Source organism: Bradyrhizobium genosp. L, from assembly GCF_015624485.1.
Taxonomy (GTDB): Bacteria; Pseudomonadota; Alphaproteobacteria; order Rhizobiales; family Xanthobacteraceae; genus Bradyrhizobium.
Window position 1 is genome coordinate 93,138 of sequence record NZ_CP061378.1, and the last position, 15,135, is coordinate 108,272.

Annotated in this window: 18 protein-coding genes and 1 tRNA gene; 6 read left to right on the forward strand and 13 right to left on the reverse strand. The window is 64.6% G+C overall.

Annotation, left to right across the window (positions count from 1 at the left end; translation table 11 throughout):
- Positions 1-26: 26 nt before the first annotated feature.
- From accD to rpsA, 8 genes are all read right to left on the reverse strand, one after another.
- Positions 27-968 carry an acetyl-CoA carboxylase, carboxyltransferase subunit beta gene (accD, locus tag IC762_RS00375; RefSeq protein WP_195786699.1) on the reverse strand — a complete coding sequence of 314 codons (942 nt, stop codon included), beginning with the start codon at positions 966-968 and terminating at the stop codon, positions 27-29.
- Positions 969-1,073: 105 nt separating this feature from the next.
- The gene (gene trpA, locus IC762_RS00380; RefSeq protein ID WP_195786700.1) at positions 1,074-1,910 is read right to left on the reverse strand and encodes a tryptophan synthase subunit alpha; all 837 of its coding nucleotides are present in this window, start codon (positions 1,908-1,910) and stop codon (positions 1,074-1,076) included.
- Positions 1,907-3,124, reverse strand: a complete 1,218-nt coding sequence (trpB, locus tag IC762_RS00385) for a tryptophan synthase subunit beta (protein ID WP_195786701.1) — start codon at positions 3,122-3,124, stop codon at positions 1,907-1,909. Before trpB ends, trpA begins: the two co-directional genes overlap by 4 nt.
- Positions 3,121-3,792: a phosphoribosylanthranilate isomerase gene (locus IC762_RS00390; protein WP_195786702.1), complete on the reverse strand. Its 672-nt coding sequence runs from the start codon at positions 3,790-3,792 to the stop codon at positions 3,121-3,123. The genes trpB and IC762_RS00390 overlap by 4 nt, the downstream gene beginning before the upstream one ends.
- 80 nt (positions 3,793-3,872) lie before the next feature.
- Positions 3,873-4,259, reverse strand: a complete 387-nt coding sequence (locus IC762_RS00395; RefSeq protein WP_195786703.1) for a LapA family protein — start codon at positions 4,257-4,259, stop codon at positions 3,873-3,875.
- A gap of 78 nt (positions 4,260-4,337) precedes the next feature.
- A complete protein-coding gene (locus IC762_RS00400) occupies positions 4,338-4,667 on the reverse strand; it encodes an integration host factor subunit beta (protein WP_195786704.1) in 330 nt (109 codons plus the stop codon).
- A 173-nt stretch (positions 4,668-4,840) separates the two neighbouring features.
- Positions 4,841-5,818, reverse strand: a complete 978-nt coding sequence (gene sppA / locus IC762_RS00405) for a signal peptide peptidase SppA (RefSeq protein ID WP_195786705.1) — start codon at positions 5,816-5,818, stop codon at positions 4,841-4,843.
- 316 nt (positions 5,819-6,134) lie between these two features.
- The gene (gene rpsA / locus IC762_RS00410; protein ID WP_195786706.1) at positions 6,135-7,844 is read right to left on the reverse strand and encodes a 30S ribosomal protein S1; all 1,710 of its coding nucleotides are present in this window, start codon (positions 7,842-7,844) and stop codon (positions 6,135-6,137) included.
- A gap of 497 nt (positions 7,845-8,341) precedes the next feature.
- Here rpsA and IC762_RS00415 point away from each other — a divergent pair, with 497 nt between their 5' ends.
- Positions 8,342-8,521 (forward strand): hypothetical protein, encoded by a 180-nt coding sequence (locus tag IC762_RS00415; protein ID WP_195786707.1) that lies wholly within the window; start codon positions 8,342-8,344, stop codon positions 8,519-8,521.
- Between the two features lie 80 nt (positions 8,522-8,601).
- Here IC762_RS00415 and cmk read toward each other — a convergent pair whose 3' ends face one another.
- Genes cmk through aroA form a run of 4 tightly spaced genes read right to left on the reverse strand, consistent with a single transcriptional unit; the run spans position 8,602 to position 11,576 of the window.
- Positions 8,602-9,231 (reverse strand): (d)CMP kinase, encoded by a 630-nt coding sequence (gene cmk / locus IC762_RS00420; protein ID WP_195786708.1) that lies wholly within the window; start codon positions 9,229-9,231, stop codon positions 8,602-8,604.
- A 6-nt stretch (positions 9,232-9,237) separates the two neighbouring features.
- The gene (locus tag IC762_RS00425) at positions 9,238-9,645 is read right to left on the reverse strand and encodes a hypothetical protein (protein ID WP_195786709.1); all 408 of its coding nucleotides are present in this window, start codon (positions 9,643-9,645) and stop codon (positions 9,238-9,240) included.
- Complete coding sequence (locus IC762_RS00430) at positions 9,614-10,228, reverse strand: hypothetical protein (protein WP_195786710.1); 615 nt, start codon at positions 10,226-10,228, stop codon at positions 9,614-9,616. Before IC762_RS00430 ends, IC762_RS00425 begins: the two co-directional genes overlap by 32 nt.
- A 10-nt stretch (positions 10,229-10,238) precedes the next feature.
- On the reverse strand, positions 10,239-11,576 hold the full coding sequence (aroA, locus tag IC762_RS00435; protein ID WP_195786711.1) for a 3-phosphoshikimate 1-carboxyvinyltransferase: 1,338 nt from the start codon (positions 11,574-11,576) through the stop codon (positions 10,239-10,241).
- Between the two features lie 144 nt (positions 11,577-11,720).
- Between aroA and IC762_RS00440 the strand changes: the two genes are divergently transcribed.
- The 3 genes from IC762_RS00440 (at position 11,721) to IC762_RS00450 (ending at position 12,677) form a co-directional block, all read left to right on the forward strand.
- Positions 11,721-12,131, forward strand: coding sequence for a TIGR02300 family protein (locus IC762_RS00440; protein ID WP_195786712.1), 411 nt, complete (start codon positions 11,721-11,723; stop codon positions 12,129-12,131).
- A 94-nt stretch (positions 12,132-12,225) separates the two neighbouring features.
- Positions 12,226-12,301, forward strand: a tRNA-Ala gene (locus tag IC762_RS00445).
- A gap of 136 nt (positions 12,302-12,437) precedes the next feature.
- Positions 12,438-12,677, forward strand: coding sequence for a GIY-YIG nuclease family protein (locus IC762_RS00450; protein WP_195786713.1), 240 nt, complete (start codon positions 12,438-12,440; stop codon positions 12,675-12,677).
- 7 nt (positions 12,678-12,684) lie between these two features.
- On the opposite strand, the gene IC762_RS00455 is transcribed toward IC762_RS00450, so the two are convergent.
- A complete protein-coding gene (locus tag IC762_RS00455) occupies positions 12,685-13,146 on the reverse strand; it encodes a MarR family winged helix-turn-helix transcriptional regulator (protein ID WP_195786714.1) in 462 nt (153 codons plus the stop codon).
- A gap of 173 nt (positions 13,147-13,319) precedes the next feature.
- Between IC762_RS00455 and IC762_RS00460 the strand changes: the two genes are divergently transcribed.
- Both IC762_RS00460 and IC762_RS00465 read left to right on the forward strand, forming a co-directional pair.
- A complete protein-coding gene (locus IC762_RS00460) occupies positions 13,320-13,745 on the forward strand; it encodes an organic hydroperoxide resistance protein (RefSeq protein WP_195786715.1) in 426 nt (141 codons plus the stop codon).
- Positions 13,746-13,906: 161 nt separating this feature from the next.
- Positions 13,907-15,112: a CaiB/BaiF CoA transferase family protein gene (locus IC762_RS00465; protein WP_246801378.1), complete on the forward strand. Its 1,206-nt coding sequence runs from the start codon at positions 13,907-13,909 to the stop codon at positions 15,110-15,112.
- Positions 15,113-15,135 lie beyond the last annotated feature (23 nt).

Sequence of the window (15,135 nt, forward strand, 5' to 3'; positions counted from 1 at the left end):
GGGCTGCGATGGGACGGCGCTTGCGGTCACGCGTGCGGCGCGGCCGGCACCGTTTCCGGCGCAATGACGATCTGGGCCGGCTCGGTAACGGCGGCCGTGGGTTTCGTCGCGCCCTCGAGCGCCGGCGATTTGGTGAACAGGCGGCACAGCCGCGCCAAGGTCGCCTTCATGTCGTGGCGATGCACGACCATGTCGACCATGCCGTGCTCGCGCAGATATTCGGCACGCTGGAAACCCTCGGGCAGCTTCTCGCGGATGGTCTGCTCGATCACGCGCGCGCCGGCAAAGCCGATCAGCGCGCCGGGTTCGGCGATCTGAACGTCGCCGAGCATGGCGTAGGATGCGGTGACGCCGCCGGTGGTCGGATTGGTCAGCACGACGATATAGGGCTGCTTGGCCTCGCGCAGCATCTGCACGCCGACCGTGGTGCGCGGCATCTGCATCAGCGACAGGATGCCTTCCTGCATCCGGGCGCCACCGGATGCCGCAAACACGATGAAGGGCGACTTCTTCTCGACCGCGAGCTCGAGCCCGCGCACCATCGCCTCGCCCGCTGCCATGCCGAGCGAGCCGCCCATGAAGTCGAAATCCTGCACCGCGACCACCACGCCGGCGCCCTCGAGCTTGCCGTAGCCGACCTTGATCGCATCGTTCAGCCCGGTCTTGGCGCGGGCATCCTTGATGCGGTCGACATATTTGCGCTCGTCGCGGAATTTCAGCGGATCAGGCGTGACCTCGGGCAGCGCGATGTCGAACCAGGTCTCGTTGTCGAAGATCGACTTCAGCCGCGCCACCGCGCCCATGCGCATGTGGTAATTCGAGCCGGGGATCACGAACTGGTTGGCCTCGACGTCCTTGTAGAACACCAGCTGTCCGGAATCCGGGCACTTGATCCAGAGATTCTCCGGCGTCTCGCGGCGCAGGATGTTGCGGATCTTGGGCCGGACAACGTTGGTGAGCCAATTCATGGTTCGCTCCGACATGCGGGTCGGTCCCGCATCGATGGCATATATGGCGGGCCGGCGAGAGGCCGGCAAGCCGCCGTTCGCGGCCTTGTTGCCGCAAATTATGGCTTATTCAGCGGCCTGTCTGGCGCCCCGGACGCCCTGGGCCAGTGCGGCCGCCAGGTCCGCCACCGCGGTCACGGTCCTGGCCGTGGCGCGTCCCTCGGCGTCGAGCGCGCCCTTGAGGGCATCGACCAGCGCGGTGCCGACCACCGAGCCGTTGGCCCGTTCCGCGATCGCCCGCGCCGCCTCCGGCGTGCGGATGCCGAAGCCGACACAGATCGGCAGCTCGGTGTGGCGCTTGATGCGGGCCACGGCCTCGCCGACCACCTTCGAATCGGCCGCCGCGCTGCCGGTGATGCCGGTGACCGCGACGTAATAGACAAATCCCGAGGTGTTGGCGAGCACCGCCGGCAGGCGCTTGTCGTCGGTGGTCGGCGTCGCCAGGCGGATGAAGTTCAACCCGGCCTTCATCGCGGGGATGCAGAGCTCGGTGTCTTCTTCCGGCGGCAGGTCGACGATGATCAGGCCATCGACGCCGGCGGCTTTCGCATCGGCCAAAAACGTGTCGACGCCGTAGATATAGATCGGATTGTAGTAGCCCATCAGCACGATCGGCGTCGCGTTGTCGTCCTTGCGGAAGTCGCGGACCAGTTGCAGCGTCTTCCGCAGCGTCATGCCGCCTTTCAGCGCGCGCAGGCCCGCGGCCTGGATCGACGGACCGTCGGCCATCGGATCGGTGAACGGCATGCCGAGCTCGATGATATCGGCACCGGCCTTCGGCAGCGCCCTGATGATGTCGAGCGACGTCTTCAGGTCGGGATCGCCGGCCATCACGAAGGTGACGAAGGCGGAGCGGCCTTGCTGCTTGAGTTCGGCAAAGCGTGCGTCGATACGGGTGGTCACTTCTTCCTGCCCTTCAAGATGTCGCCGACCTGCGGCACGTCCTTGTCGCCGCGGCCGGAGAGGTTGACCACCATCAGGTGATCCCTCGGCCGCTTCGGCGCGAGCTCCGACAGTTTGGCGATGGCGTGCGCGGATTCCAGTGCGGGGATGATGCCCTCGAGACGCGACAGCAGCTGGAAGGCGGCCAGCGCCTCCTCGTCGGTCGCCGACAGATACGTCACGCGGCCGGTCTCGTGCAGCCAGGCATGCTCGGGACCGATGCCGGGATAATCGAGGCCGGCCGAGATCGAGTGTGCTTCCTCGATCTGGCCGTCGGCATCCATCAACAAATAGGTGCGATTGCCATGCAGCACGCCGGGGCGGCCGCCCGCGAGCGACGCCGCGTGCAACTGCGTCAGCCCGTGGCCTGCTGCCTCGACGCCAAAGATCTCGACCGAGGGATCGTCGAGGAACGGATGAAACAGACCCATCGCATTGGAGCCGCCGCCGATGCAGGCGACCAGCGAATCCGGCAGGCGGCCTTCGGCCTCCTGCATCTGCCGGCGCGTCTCGTCGCCTATCACCGACTGGAAGTCGCGCACCATCATCGGATAGGGATGCGGGCCCGCGACCGTGCCGATGCAGTAGAACGTGTTGTGCACGTTGGTGACCCAGTCGCGCAGCGCGTCGTTCATCGCGTCCTTCAGCGTGCGCGCGCCCGATTGCACCGGCACCACCTTGGCGCCGAGCATCTCCATCCGGATCACGTTCGGCTGCTGCCGCTCGACGTCGACGGCGCCCATATAGACCACGCATTCGAGGCCGAAGCGCGCGCACAGCGTCGCCGTCGCCACGCCATGCTGGCCGGCGCCGGTCTCGGCGATGATGCGCTTCTTGCCCATGCGGCGCGCGACCATGATTTGGCCGAGCACGTTGTTGACCTTGTGCGAGCCGGTGTGATTGAGCTCCTCGCGCTTCAGATAGATCTTTGCGCCGCCGAGGTGCTCGGTGAGCCGCTCGGCGAAATACAGCGGCGAGGGCCGGCCGACATAGTCCTTCAGGTAGCCGTTCATCTCGGCCTGGAACGACGGATCGGCCTTGGTCTCGGCATAGGCCTTTTCCAGATCGAGGATCAGCGGCATCAGCGTCTCGGCGACGAAGCGTCCGCCGAAGATGCCGAAATGCCCGCGCTCGTCGGGACCGCTGCGGAAGGAATTGGGCAGGTTTTGATTCATCGAACCGCCAGTTCTGGTGTGAATTCTTGGGCTGCGCGCGCGGCGCGAACGAAGGCGCGGATCAATTCGGGATCCTTGACGCCGGGGGCGCGCTCGACGCCCGACGAGACGTCGACGCCGCCGGCGCGGGTGACGCGGATGGCCTCGGCGACATTATCGGCATGCAGCCCGCCCGAGACCATGTAGGGCAACGCCAGATCGAGATTTTCCAGGACGTGCCAATCGAATGTCGCGCCGAGCCCGCCCGGCCGCGTCGCATCCTTTGGCGCGCGGGCGTCGAACAGGATGCGGTCGGCGACGCTGGCATAGCCGGCCAGCGCCGCGAGATCGGCGGCGGTCTCGACCGGCAGCGCCTTCATCAGCGGGAGAGCGAATTTCTGCTTGATGTCACGCAGCCGCGCGGTGGTTTCCTTGCCGTGCAACTGCAAGATATCGGGCCGCAGCGTCTCCATGATGTTTTCGATCGTCGCATCGTCGGCGTCGACAGTCAGCGCCACCTTCACCGCCCGCCCCTTCGCGTGGCGGCCGAGGTCGCGCGCGACCTCGAGGGTGATATGCCGGGGGGACGGCGGGAAGAACACGAACCCGACCATGTCGGCGCCGGCCTCGAGCGCGACGTCGAGCGTCTCGCGCGTGGACAGGCCGCAGATTTTGACAAGCAGGGACATGGTCTCTCAGACGGCGTCTGTTCGAATGGCTTTTCAGGCGGCTGGAGCCAAGGCTGCGCCCCGCTCCGACGGGGCGGGTTCTACAACGTCGCGCCCTGCTTGTCTCGCCCGTTGGGCCCGTAAAAGCCGAGCTGGGCCGGCGCCGGCCGGCGCTGTGCGTCGTCCCGGGAGCTCGCAGCCCGGAGGTCGGCGAGCTCGGCGCGGACGTGGCGGGCGTCAGCCTCGTGCTGCCGGGCGGCGCGGCGCCAGCGCCCTTGCCGGAGCCAGGTCGCCATGCCGCCCGCGATGACGCCCAGGATCGCGGAGGTGATGATGACGACGAACAGGGGCAGCGTCGCGGCAATCAGCGGTGTCGTCGAATTGAAGGGATCGAACGAGACCGTCACGAAGTGACGGTTGGCAACCGCGAAGATGATGAAGATCAGCGCGAGCGGGATGACGACCACTGCCGTGAGAAACTTTCGCATGACCATCTCTCAAGTCAGATCGAGAAAGCGCGGGCACACGGTCCGCAGCAACTGACGTCGTCTCTTACGCGTCAGCCTCTACGCATCGGCTTTGGGCGCATCGGCATGGGCCGCTTCCGCCTCACCGCCTTCGCGGTTGAGACGCTCGCGCATTTCCTTGCCGGTCTTGAAGAACGGCACGCTCTTCTGATCGACCGGCACATGCTCGCCGGTGCGCGGATTGCGGCCGGCCCGCGCCGGGCGATGCTTCACCGAAAATGCGCCGAAACCTCTGAGCTCGACACGGTCGCCGCGCGCCAGCGCCGCGACAATCTCATCGAGAATCGCGTTCACAATATTCTCGACATCCCGCTGATAAAGATGCGGGTTGTGCTCGGCGATACGCTGAACAAGTTCGGATTTGATCATCGAAAATGGGATCCCGGCTCTTGCGGAAGTCCATTTCCGTGAAAATACACTGCACTGTCAAGACGCTAAATCGATTTAGGGCGCCGCGAAATGACGTGACAAATAGCCCGATTGGGGCATCCGCTGATTCCCGCCCAGCGGGAATTCCGCGATGGCCACGCCTTTCGCGTCGATCAATTGGTTCCGGCGGGGGTCCACAGCGCCAGCATGCCGTCGAGCCCGAACCGGTCGACCGCCGAGGCCATGCCGCCCTGCTCGATCCGGCGCGCAATGGCCTCGAGGCCGAAGGCATCGAGCGTGATCGAGGCCGCCGTGCGCAAGAAAGTGAGGTCGCCGAAGCGCGGATTGAGCTTGTAATTGTGGACCGGCAGTTCGCTCGGGATCTTCTTCTCCGCGACCAGCCAGGCGATCGCGGTCTTCTCGTCACCCAGTTGATCGATCAGCTTGAGATCGACCGCCTGCCGGCCGGTGAAGACGCGCCCATCGGCGACCTTCTCCAGCAACGCGTCGTCCATGCCGCGCCGCGTTTTCACCAATCCACGGAACCATGCATAGGAATCCTTGACCAGCGAATCGATCGCGTCATGCGCTTCCGGGCTGGTCGGTTCAAAGCCGTTCGGCGCCGCTTTCAACGGCGAGGATTTGATCTCCTCCATCTTCACGCCGACGGTCTTGAGCAGCTCGGAAACGTTCGGAAACTGGAAGAGCACGCCGATCGAGCCGACCAGCGAGGTCTGCTGCGCGACGATGTGATCGGCGGCGATCGCCGTGATGTAGCCGCCCGAGGCGGCGAGGCCGTCGACGACCACGACCAGCGGCTTCTTCGCCTTCAGCTGCGCCAGCGAGTCATAGAGCTGCTCGGAGCCTGCGGTGGTGCCACCCGGCGAATTGATGTGCACGATGACGGCCGCGTAGTTCGACTTCTCGAGCCGCTCGAGCGCCTCGACGCGCTCCTGGTCGCTGCGGATCAGCCCCTCGATATTGATGCGCGCGATCGCGTTCGAGGTCGCGAATGCCCCGCGTCCGCCCGACGCGATCAGGCCGACGCCGAGGATCGCCGCGATCGCGACCAGCGCGGCGGTGACGCGCCAGAACGTCAGCTTGCGCCTGATACGGCGGCGATCGACGATCACGTCTGAATCCAGCGACATCGAATTTCTCCAGGAATAATGGGCGCGTTTTGCAGTCGCAGCGTCACTATCAACTTAGCCAGATACATCAATTGCGATGCAATATGAAGAAAACAAGGCCCGCACCTCCCCTTGAAAAGGGTCGCTTTGCTCGTCAGAGCAAAGCGGGTGGGGATCCGCTCTCTCCTCACAGAGCCGCGTCCGTGGCTGACCCCCGACCTTCCCCCTTTCAGGGGAAAGGCGAAGACAGTTTGGCTCCATCCCGGCTACCGGCCACACACCAACGAAAAAGGCCCCGACTTTCGTCGGGGCCTTGATCGCGCGATTGAGCGAACGCTTACTTGTCGGTGCCGCGGTTCTTCAGCGCGGTGCCGAGGATGTCGCCGAGCGTCGCACCCGAATCGGAGGAGCCGTACTGCGCGATGGCTTCCTTCTCTTCCGCGACTTCCAGCGCCTTGATCGAGACCTGCACCTTGCGGGCCTTCTTGTCGAACTGGATGACGCGGGCATCGACCTTCTCGCCGACGGCAAACCGTTCGGCGCGCTGGTCGTTGCGATCACGGGCCAGCTCGGACCGCTTGATGAAGGTGGTGAACTCGGTGCCGGAGATCCGGACCTCGATGCCGCTTTCCTTCACCTCGAGCACTTCGCAGGTTACGACCGCGCCCTTCTTGACGTCGCCCGGCTCCGCGAAGGGGTCGCCTTCGAGCTGCTTGACGCCGAGCGAGATGCGCTCCTTCTCGACATCGACATCGAGCACCACGGCCTTGACCATGTCGCCCTTCTTGAAGTTGTCGATGACCTGCTCGCCCGGAAGCTTCCAGTCGAGGTCGGAAAGATGGACCATGCCGTCGACGTCGCCGTCGAGACCCAGGAACAGACCGAACTCGGTCTTGTTCTTGACTTCGCCCTCGACCGTGGAGCCGACCGGGAACTTCTCGACGAAGACCTCCCAGGGATTGCGCATGGTCTGCTTGAGGCCGAGCGAGATGCGGCGCTTGACCGAATCCACTTCGAGCACCTGCACCTCGACTTCCTGCGAGGTCGACACGATCTTGCCGGGGTGCATGTTCTTCTTGGTCCACGACATCTCGGAGACGTGGATCAGGCCTTCGATGCCCGGCTCGAGCTCGACGAACGCGCCGTAGTCGGTGATGTTGGTGACGCGGCCGGTGAAGCGGGCACCCAGCGGGTACTTGGCTTCGATGCCCTGCCACGGATCATCCAGCAGCTGCTTCATGCCGAGCGAGATGCGGTGCGTCTCGTGGTTGATCTTGATGATCTTGACCTTCACGGTCTGGCCGATCGTCAGCACCTCGGTCGGGTGGTTGACGCGCCGCCAGGCGATGTCGGTGACGTGCAGCAGGCCGTCGATGCCGCCGAGATCAACGAACGCACCGTAATCGGTGATGTTCTTGACCACGCCGTCGATCACCTGGCCCTCTTCGAGGTTCTGCACCAGCTCCTGGCGCTGCTCGGCGCGGGTCTCTTCGAGAACCGTGCGGCGCGACACCACGATGTTGCCGCGGCGGCGGTCCATCTTGAGGATCTGGAACGGCTGCGAGTTGTTCATCAGCGGCGCGACGTCGCGGATCGGACGGATGTCGACCTGCGAGCGCGGCAGGAAGGCGACCGCGCCGTCGAGGTCGACGGTGAAGCCGCCCTTGACCTGGTTGAAGATGACGCCGTTGACCTTTTCGTTGTTCTGGAACGCCTTCTCGAGCTTGCCCCAGCTCTCCTCGCGGCGCGCCTTGTCGCGCGACAGCACGGCTTCGCCGAGCGCATTCTCGATCCGGTCGAGGAACACCTCGACGGTGTCGCCGACCTTCAGGTCGCTATCACGGCCGGGGCCGGCGAATTCGCGCAGCGCGACGCGGCCCTCGGTCTTCAGGCCGACGTCGATGACGGCCATGTCCTTCTCGATCGCAACAACCTTGCCTTTGATGACCGAGCTTTCCTGCAGATTGCCGCCGGCAAAGGACTCATCAAGCATCGCCGCGAAATCGTCGCGGGTCGGATTATAGGAAGCAGCAGAATTCGAAACCATTTGTTCTCCAGATGCGGGATCTCGCCGGCCGTTCGGGTTGATGGGCGCACCACGCGTGAAGTGTCAGGGTCCGCAAACCCTGACGACCGCTCGTTGCGGGAGGCGCAACAGCGGGCCGGCAGCAGGACTGCACGTTCGGTACGTTTTGATGATCCGGACCTGAAACGAAGTATCGACTTCAAGACCTGGGAGCGGGCGTTCCTCCAGATGCGGCAAGGGTTAAGACCCAACACCGGCCCGCTTCAGACACAGCCTCGACAGGGTCGATGGTTGGTCCGGACGGCGCTGATATAGCCCCGGGCCCCCATTTCGGCAAGCAGAAACGGCCGATTTACGGGCGATTAAGGCTCCCGGAGCCCTGGTCACCATCCGGAAACCCATAATGGCAACGCCGCATTGACCGCGCTGCCTGAAATGCCCCGCGGATGAAGGGGTCGGAACCAGCCCTTAAGCTGCTCGGGACACGATGGCCCGGTCAAAAACGGGGAGACGAACCAATGAAAAACGTTGTGATGCTGGCTGTGACCGCGATCGTGGCCGCGACGCTCGGAAATGCCCTTGCCGCGATGCCCGGCGCTGTTACGACCGAGCAAGTTGCATCGGCGGACACGGTGCAGCCGGTTCTGAGCATGGCCGACCAGGAACTGCCGTTCGACCGCTACTGGTCGAAGAACTGATCCAAAGATCAATCCGGATCCGGAGCGCGATGGCCTTGCCATCGCGCTCTTTTTTACGCCGTCCAGAGCTCAGCGCTTTTTCAGCGCTTGGCGCGAGCCGCCTCGACGATGGCGATGGCGGCGCGGACGCCGGCCTCGATGTCGAGATTGGAATTGTCCAGCGTGAGGGCGTCCGCCGCCGGCCGCAATGGCGCGATCGCCCGGTTCTTGTCGCGCTCGTCGCGCTTGATGATGTCGGCCAGCACCGCCGCTTCGTCAGCATCCTCGCCGCGGGCGCGGGCCTCCAGCGTACGCCGGCGCGCCCGTACTTCGGGATCGGCAATCACAAAGATCTTCACGTCGGCATCCGGGCAGATCACGGTGCCGATGTCGCGGCCGTCGAGCACCGCGCCCGGCGGATCGGCCGCGAACTGGCGCTGAAAATTGATCAGAACCTCGCGCACCTTCGGGATTGCCGAGACCACGGAGGCGGCATCGCCGACCTTCTGGGTCTTCAGCACCGGATTGCCGAACTTTTCCGGATCGAGCTCCAGCGCCGCAGCCACCGCCAGCACCTCATTGTTGAGATCGGCACCGGCCTCGATCATCGCATAAGCCACCGCGCGATAGATCACGCCGGTGTCGAGATGGCGATACCCATAGTGATGTGCGAGCCGCTTGCCGAGCGTGCCCTTGCCCGAGGCCGCGGGTCCGTCGATGGCGATAATCATGTCGTCCTATATGTCGGTTTGTGCGAGGCCGCGGGCCCGCCGCAGCGGCCGCTCCTCGGTGAAGATGTTGCGGGAGGCGAATTCCGCGGGACTACTGAAAGTCAGGAATTCGCGCATCGCGTCGGTTGGAGATGTCACAGTAAACCATGGCCTGTCCAGCCGACGCGCGGGCCCGCCCACCCACGGCGGTACACGCCCGAGTCGGCGCTGCTTTGCGAGATATTCGGCGATGCCACCGACCAGGGCATCGAGCCTGGTATCGCCCGTGAGCCTCGGCTCTTCCTGAATGATGGCATAGCGATCCTGATCGCTCAGCGCCAGGTCGAAGCTATCCACAAATCCGGCCAACGCAACATCCTGCGGCGAGCCGCCCAGGATGCTGTCAACCGCCGCTGCGAGGGTATTCGGGCGCATCTGCGGCTCCTCCGCGATTCATATTTTTCAGCAGGAATCGCTGCTTCTCCGATGACGCGGCGCTAACCGGAAAATATCGACCCAGCAAAGCGATCGCATCCTCGACAGTCGTGACACCCGCCACCTGCATCAGGTTGAGGATGTCCAAACGCTCGGTCTCGCCACGGACCGGGTCCATGATCCGGAATGCTTTTAGCTTCAGCGCCAATAGATACTCCGCCGAAGGGACGGACACCACGAGCCCCGCCGAAGTCCCATCGCGCGGAAACGTCCCAAACTCGAGGTGATCGGCAGCGTGATCAGCTAGCCCACTTAGGTGAAGCGCGACTCCGTCGTTGAACCAATCGTCCCGCCAGCCATTGTCTCCTCCGATGTCCGTCACAACCCTCGCCAACCATTCCGGCAGCGGATGTTCCAGTTTGGATACATCGACATCTTCGGTGGCAACGCGAAAGTTGCTTGCCAACATCAACGCCGAGCCGCCATAGACCGCGATCTGCAGCCTGGTTCCGGCCTGCGCCGCGGCGCGCCCGATTCGATCGAAGGCGTCAAGCAGCGCGTCGCGGCCGAAGGCTGCTGTCATCGCGCGAGCCTCATGCGAAATCAGCTCCAAGCGAGCGCATCATCGGGATGAAATCCGGAAAACTGGTGGCGATGAACGCGGTGTCGTCGACCTTGACCGGTCGATCGGCGGCGCAGCCCATCACCAGCGCGGACATCGCGATGCGATGGTCCATGTGGGTGGCGACGAGGCCGCCACCGGGAACATGGCCGCGGCCCTCGACGATCAGATCGTCGCCGGATACCTCGACCTTGACGCCGTTGACGCGCAGCATGTCGGCGGTGGCTTCGAGACGATCGGATTCCTTCACGCGCAGCTCCTTGAGCCCGCGCATGATCGTGGTGCCTTCGGCGTAGGCGGCGGCGACCGCCAGCACCAGATATTCGTCGATCATCGACGGCGCGCGCTCCGGCGGCACCTCGACGCCCCTGAGCTTCGAGGCACGCACCCGCAATTGCGCCATCGGCTCACCGGCATCGCCGCGCACCGCACTCTCCTCGATCGCGGCGCCCATCTCGCGCAGCGTGGCGAACAGGCCGGTGCGCAGCGGATTGGTCATCACGTCGGAGAACAGGACATCGGAGCCTTCGACGATCAGCGCCGCGACGATCGGGAATGCGGCCGACGACGGATCGGCCGGCACCACGACATTGGCGCCGTGCAGCTCGGGCTCGCCCTCGAGCGTGATCCTGCGGCCGTGGCTGCCTTCTTTCGCCGACGTGATGTCGGCGCCAAAATGCTTCAGCATCAGCTCGGTATGATCGCGGCTCGCCTCCTGCTCGATCACCGTCGTGGTGCCGGGGGCCGACAGGCCCGCCAGCAGCACGGCGGACTTGATCTGGGCCGAGGCGACTGGGGTCTTGTAGGTGAGCGGCACAGGATAACGGGCGCCATGCAGGGTCAGCGGCAGCCGGCCGCCCTCGCCGATGTCGCTGGTCCGGGCGCCCATCAGCTCCAGGGGATCGAGGATGCGGCGCATCGGCCGCGTGCGCAGCGAGGCGTCGCCGTCGAACGTGGCCACGATCGGGCAGCCGGCGACCGCCCCCATCACCAGCCGGCAACCGGTGCCGGAATTGCCAAAATCGAGCGCTGCGGCGGGTTGGGCAAAGCCGCCGACCCCGACGCCGGACACCGACCAGGCGAACGGAGCGGTTCGCTCCACCTTGGCGCCCAGCGCGCGCATGGATTTGGCGGTGTTGAGCACGTCCTCGCCTTCCAGCAGGCCGGAAATGCGGGTTTCGCCGACCGCAAGCGCCCCCAGGATCAGGGCGCGGTGGGAAATCGACTTGTCGCCGGGGACGCGGACCTTGCCGGCCAGGGGGCCGCAGGCGCGGGATTCCAGCGGGGTTGGGGTGTCAGAATGGGCCAATATGGTGTCCTCTCGCGCCGCGGCAGGTATCACATAGGCAACACCGCGTCACGCGCCCGTCAAATGCCCGCAAACCGCTATTGACAGGTGCTTCTCAACTAGCCAAGTGAAGCACCGCTTTTCAGGAAATTCTGGGATTACCACGTGGCCAAGTCCGAGCTCGGAACCAAACGCATTTGCCCGACCACGGGCAAGAAGTTCTACGACCTCAATAAGAATCCGGTGATTTCGCCCTACACCGGCGAGGTGGTGCCGATCGCGCCGGTCGCCCCGCCGCGGGGCCGCGCCGCCTCCACCGTCAGTTCGCCGGCGACCGCAGCCGAAATGCCGGAGGCGGCCGAGAGCGAAGAGACGGTCTCGCTCGAGGAAGCCGATGCCGAGGAGAACACCGGCAAGGTCAAGGCCGTGGTTCCCGAATCCGAGGACGATATCGAGGTCGACGAGACCATCGAGGACGATGATGACGACGATTCGACCTTCATCGCCGACGAAGAAGAGGGCGATGAGGACGTCACCGACATCATTGGTGACGTCGGCGGCGACGAAGAGACTTGAGATCGGCGCCGATCTGTGGTGAAGGGTGCATCCTCGCGAGTCGCCTAGGGCTCGCGGGCCGGGAGTGATCCCCAGGATCATCCCGAAGACTTACGGGGCCATAGCTCAGCTGGGAGAGCGCTTGCATGGCATGCAAGAGGTCGGCGGTTCGATCCCGCCTGGCTCCACCACGCTTCGCCCCTTCGGGCTACGCGTGGCGCAGCCGCGTGTAGCCCGAAGGGGCGAAGCGTGGTGTCCGGCGTAGCCCGAAGGGCGAAGACGGACGGGTCAAGAGCTGCATCCTGATGACCAACCGCGCGGATGCGAATGTGGTACGTCTACATCATCCGCAGCATCAATTTCCCCGATCAGGAATACATCGGCGCCACTGAAGACCTGAAGCGGCGGCTTCCCGAGCACAACGCCGGCAAATCCGCGCACACATCAAAGTTCAGGCCGTGGCGACTCGTCTGGTACTGCGCATTCCCAGACAAGTACAAAGCTCTGGCATTCGAGAAATACCTGAAGAGCCACTCAGGCCGCGCTTTCACCAAGAAGCGCCTCTAACCGCCGCCTACTCCCCCAGCACCGCATTCAGCCGGTCGCGCAGCGCCACGATCTCGTCCTTCATCGCCAGCAACTCGCCGACCGAGCAGGCAGATGCCGCGAGAATCGACTGCGGCACGGCCTTGGCCTTTTCCCGCAGCGCGTGCCCCTGGGCAGTCAGCGCGATCAGCATCACCCGCTCGTCTGCGGTGCTGCGGGTGCGCTTGACCAGATCGGCGGCTTCCAGCCGCTTGAGCAGCGGCGTCAGCGTGCCGGAATCCAGGAACAGGCGTTCGCCGAGATCCTTCACCGGCACGTCGTCGCGCTCCCACAGCGCCAGCATGACCAGATATTGCGGATAGGTCAGGCCGAGCCGGTCCAGAAGCGGCTTGTAGACCCGGTTGAAGGCGTGCGCGGTCGAATAGACCGCAAAGCAGATCTGGTTATCGAGCCGCAGCGCCTGGTCGGCCGCCGTCTGTTTCCTGACCATGATTCCCATCGAATCGATCTCGTTTCCGGGTCATTCTGGGCTCTCGGGACCGCGGATTCAATTGCGAACAATTAAATGTGAGGCCGCATAATTCATATTGTGTACAATATAGTTTTGCGCAATACATGCTCCGTCGAATTCAAACCCGAAGTTCGAACCCCTGGGAGATCACCATGCCTGTGAACGTGCTCTACAAGACCAGTGCCAAGGCAACCGGCGGCCGCGACGGCCATGCGGCAACCCTCGACGGCGCACTCGACGTCAAGCTCGCGACCCCGAAGGAGCTCGGTGGCGGCGGCGGCGCCGGCAACAATCCGGAGCAGCTGTTCGCAGCCGGCTATGCCGCCTGCTTCATCGGCGCGATGAAGTTCGTGGCCTCCCAGGGTGGTCCCAAGGTTCCCGCCGACACCTCGGTGACATCAACCGTCGGCATCGGCCCGCGTTCGGAAGGCGGCTTCGGCCTCGCCGTCGAGCTCGCGGTTTCCCTGCCCGGCCTGCCCCGCGCCGAGGCCGAAGCGCTGGTCGAGAAGGCCCACCATGTGTGCCCGTATTCCAACGCCACCCGCGGCAATGTCGACGTCAAGCTGACCGTCGTCTAAATTGAGCCTCAACCAATGGTCCGCCGCGCAACGTGGCGGACCATTTTGCTTTCAGACGCCGGTTCGCATGGGCCTGCGCACACGGGGGCATTGCTGCCCCGGCTGAAGACCGTTAGCTCTGGGACCTCATTTTTCGAACCCAAGAGCGAAGGTTGTTTTCCATGAATACCCCAGCGGCGACGGGCGCGATGACCGGACTGCGCGTGATTGATCTGACGCGCGTGCTCGGCGGCCCGTATTGCACGCAGATCCTTGCCGACCATGGCGCCGACGTGATCAAGGTCGAGCCGCCGGCCGGCGACGAAGTGCGCGACTGGGGCCCTCCCTTCCATGAGGAGGACGCGGCCTATTTCGTCGGCATCAACCGCAACAAGCGCTCGATCGGCCTCGACCTCGCCTCCGAGGGCGGCCGCGCCGTGCTAATGAAGATGCTCGAGACCGCCGACGTCTTGATCGAGAATTTCAAGCCGGGCACGCTCGACAAATGGGGCATCGGCAACGAGGTGCTGCGCGCAAGATTTCCGCGCCTCGTGCATTGCCGGATCTCCGGCTTCGGTGCCGACGGCCCGCGCGGCGGCAATCCCGGCTATGACGCGATCATCCAGGCGATGACCGGCATGATCGCGGCGACCGGCTCGCCGGAGAGCGGTCCGATGCGGATCGGCGTCCCGTTGGTCGACATCACCACCGGGCTTTATGCGGCGATCGGCATCCTGATGGCGCTGTCGGAGCGGCAACGCTCGGGCCTCGGCCAGTTCCTCGAGACCACTCTGTACGAGACAGGTTTGGCGATCATGCATCCGCACACCGCGAACTATTTCATGCATGGCAAGCCGCCGTCGCTCACCGGCAACGAGCATCCGAACCTCGTCCCTTACGCGATCTTCCCGACCAAGACCGACAACATCTTCATCGGCGTCGGCAATGACGGCACCTTCCGCAAGCTCGCGAAGGAGATCGGAAAGCCGGAGCTCGGCACCGATCCGCGCTTTGCCCGCAACAAGGACCGCATCGCCAACCGCGATGCGCTGCGTGTCGAGCTCGCCGCGGTATTCAGTCAGCACGAGGCCGAGCCGCTGTGCAACCGGCTGCTCGCTGCCGGACTGCCGGCCGGACCGGTGCAGAAGATCGACCAGGCGCTGACCAACCCGCATACCATCCATCGCGGCGACATCATCGAGAAGGATTGGTACAAGGGCGTCGCTTCGCCGGTTCGCATGGAACGCACCAAGCCGAACCTGCGCCGCACACCGCCGAAGTTCAGCCAGCACACGGCCGAAGTGCTCGGCGAGTTCGGTTACACCATCGACGAGATCAACGGCCTGGTTGAGAAAGGCGCGGTCTGCGGTCCCGCGCGCAAGCGCTAGCCACCCCCGCAATCTTACGGGGC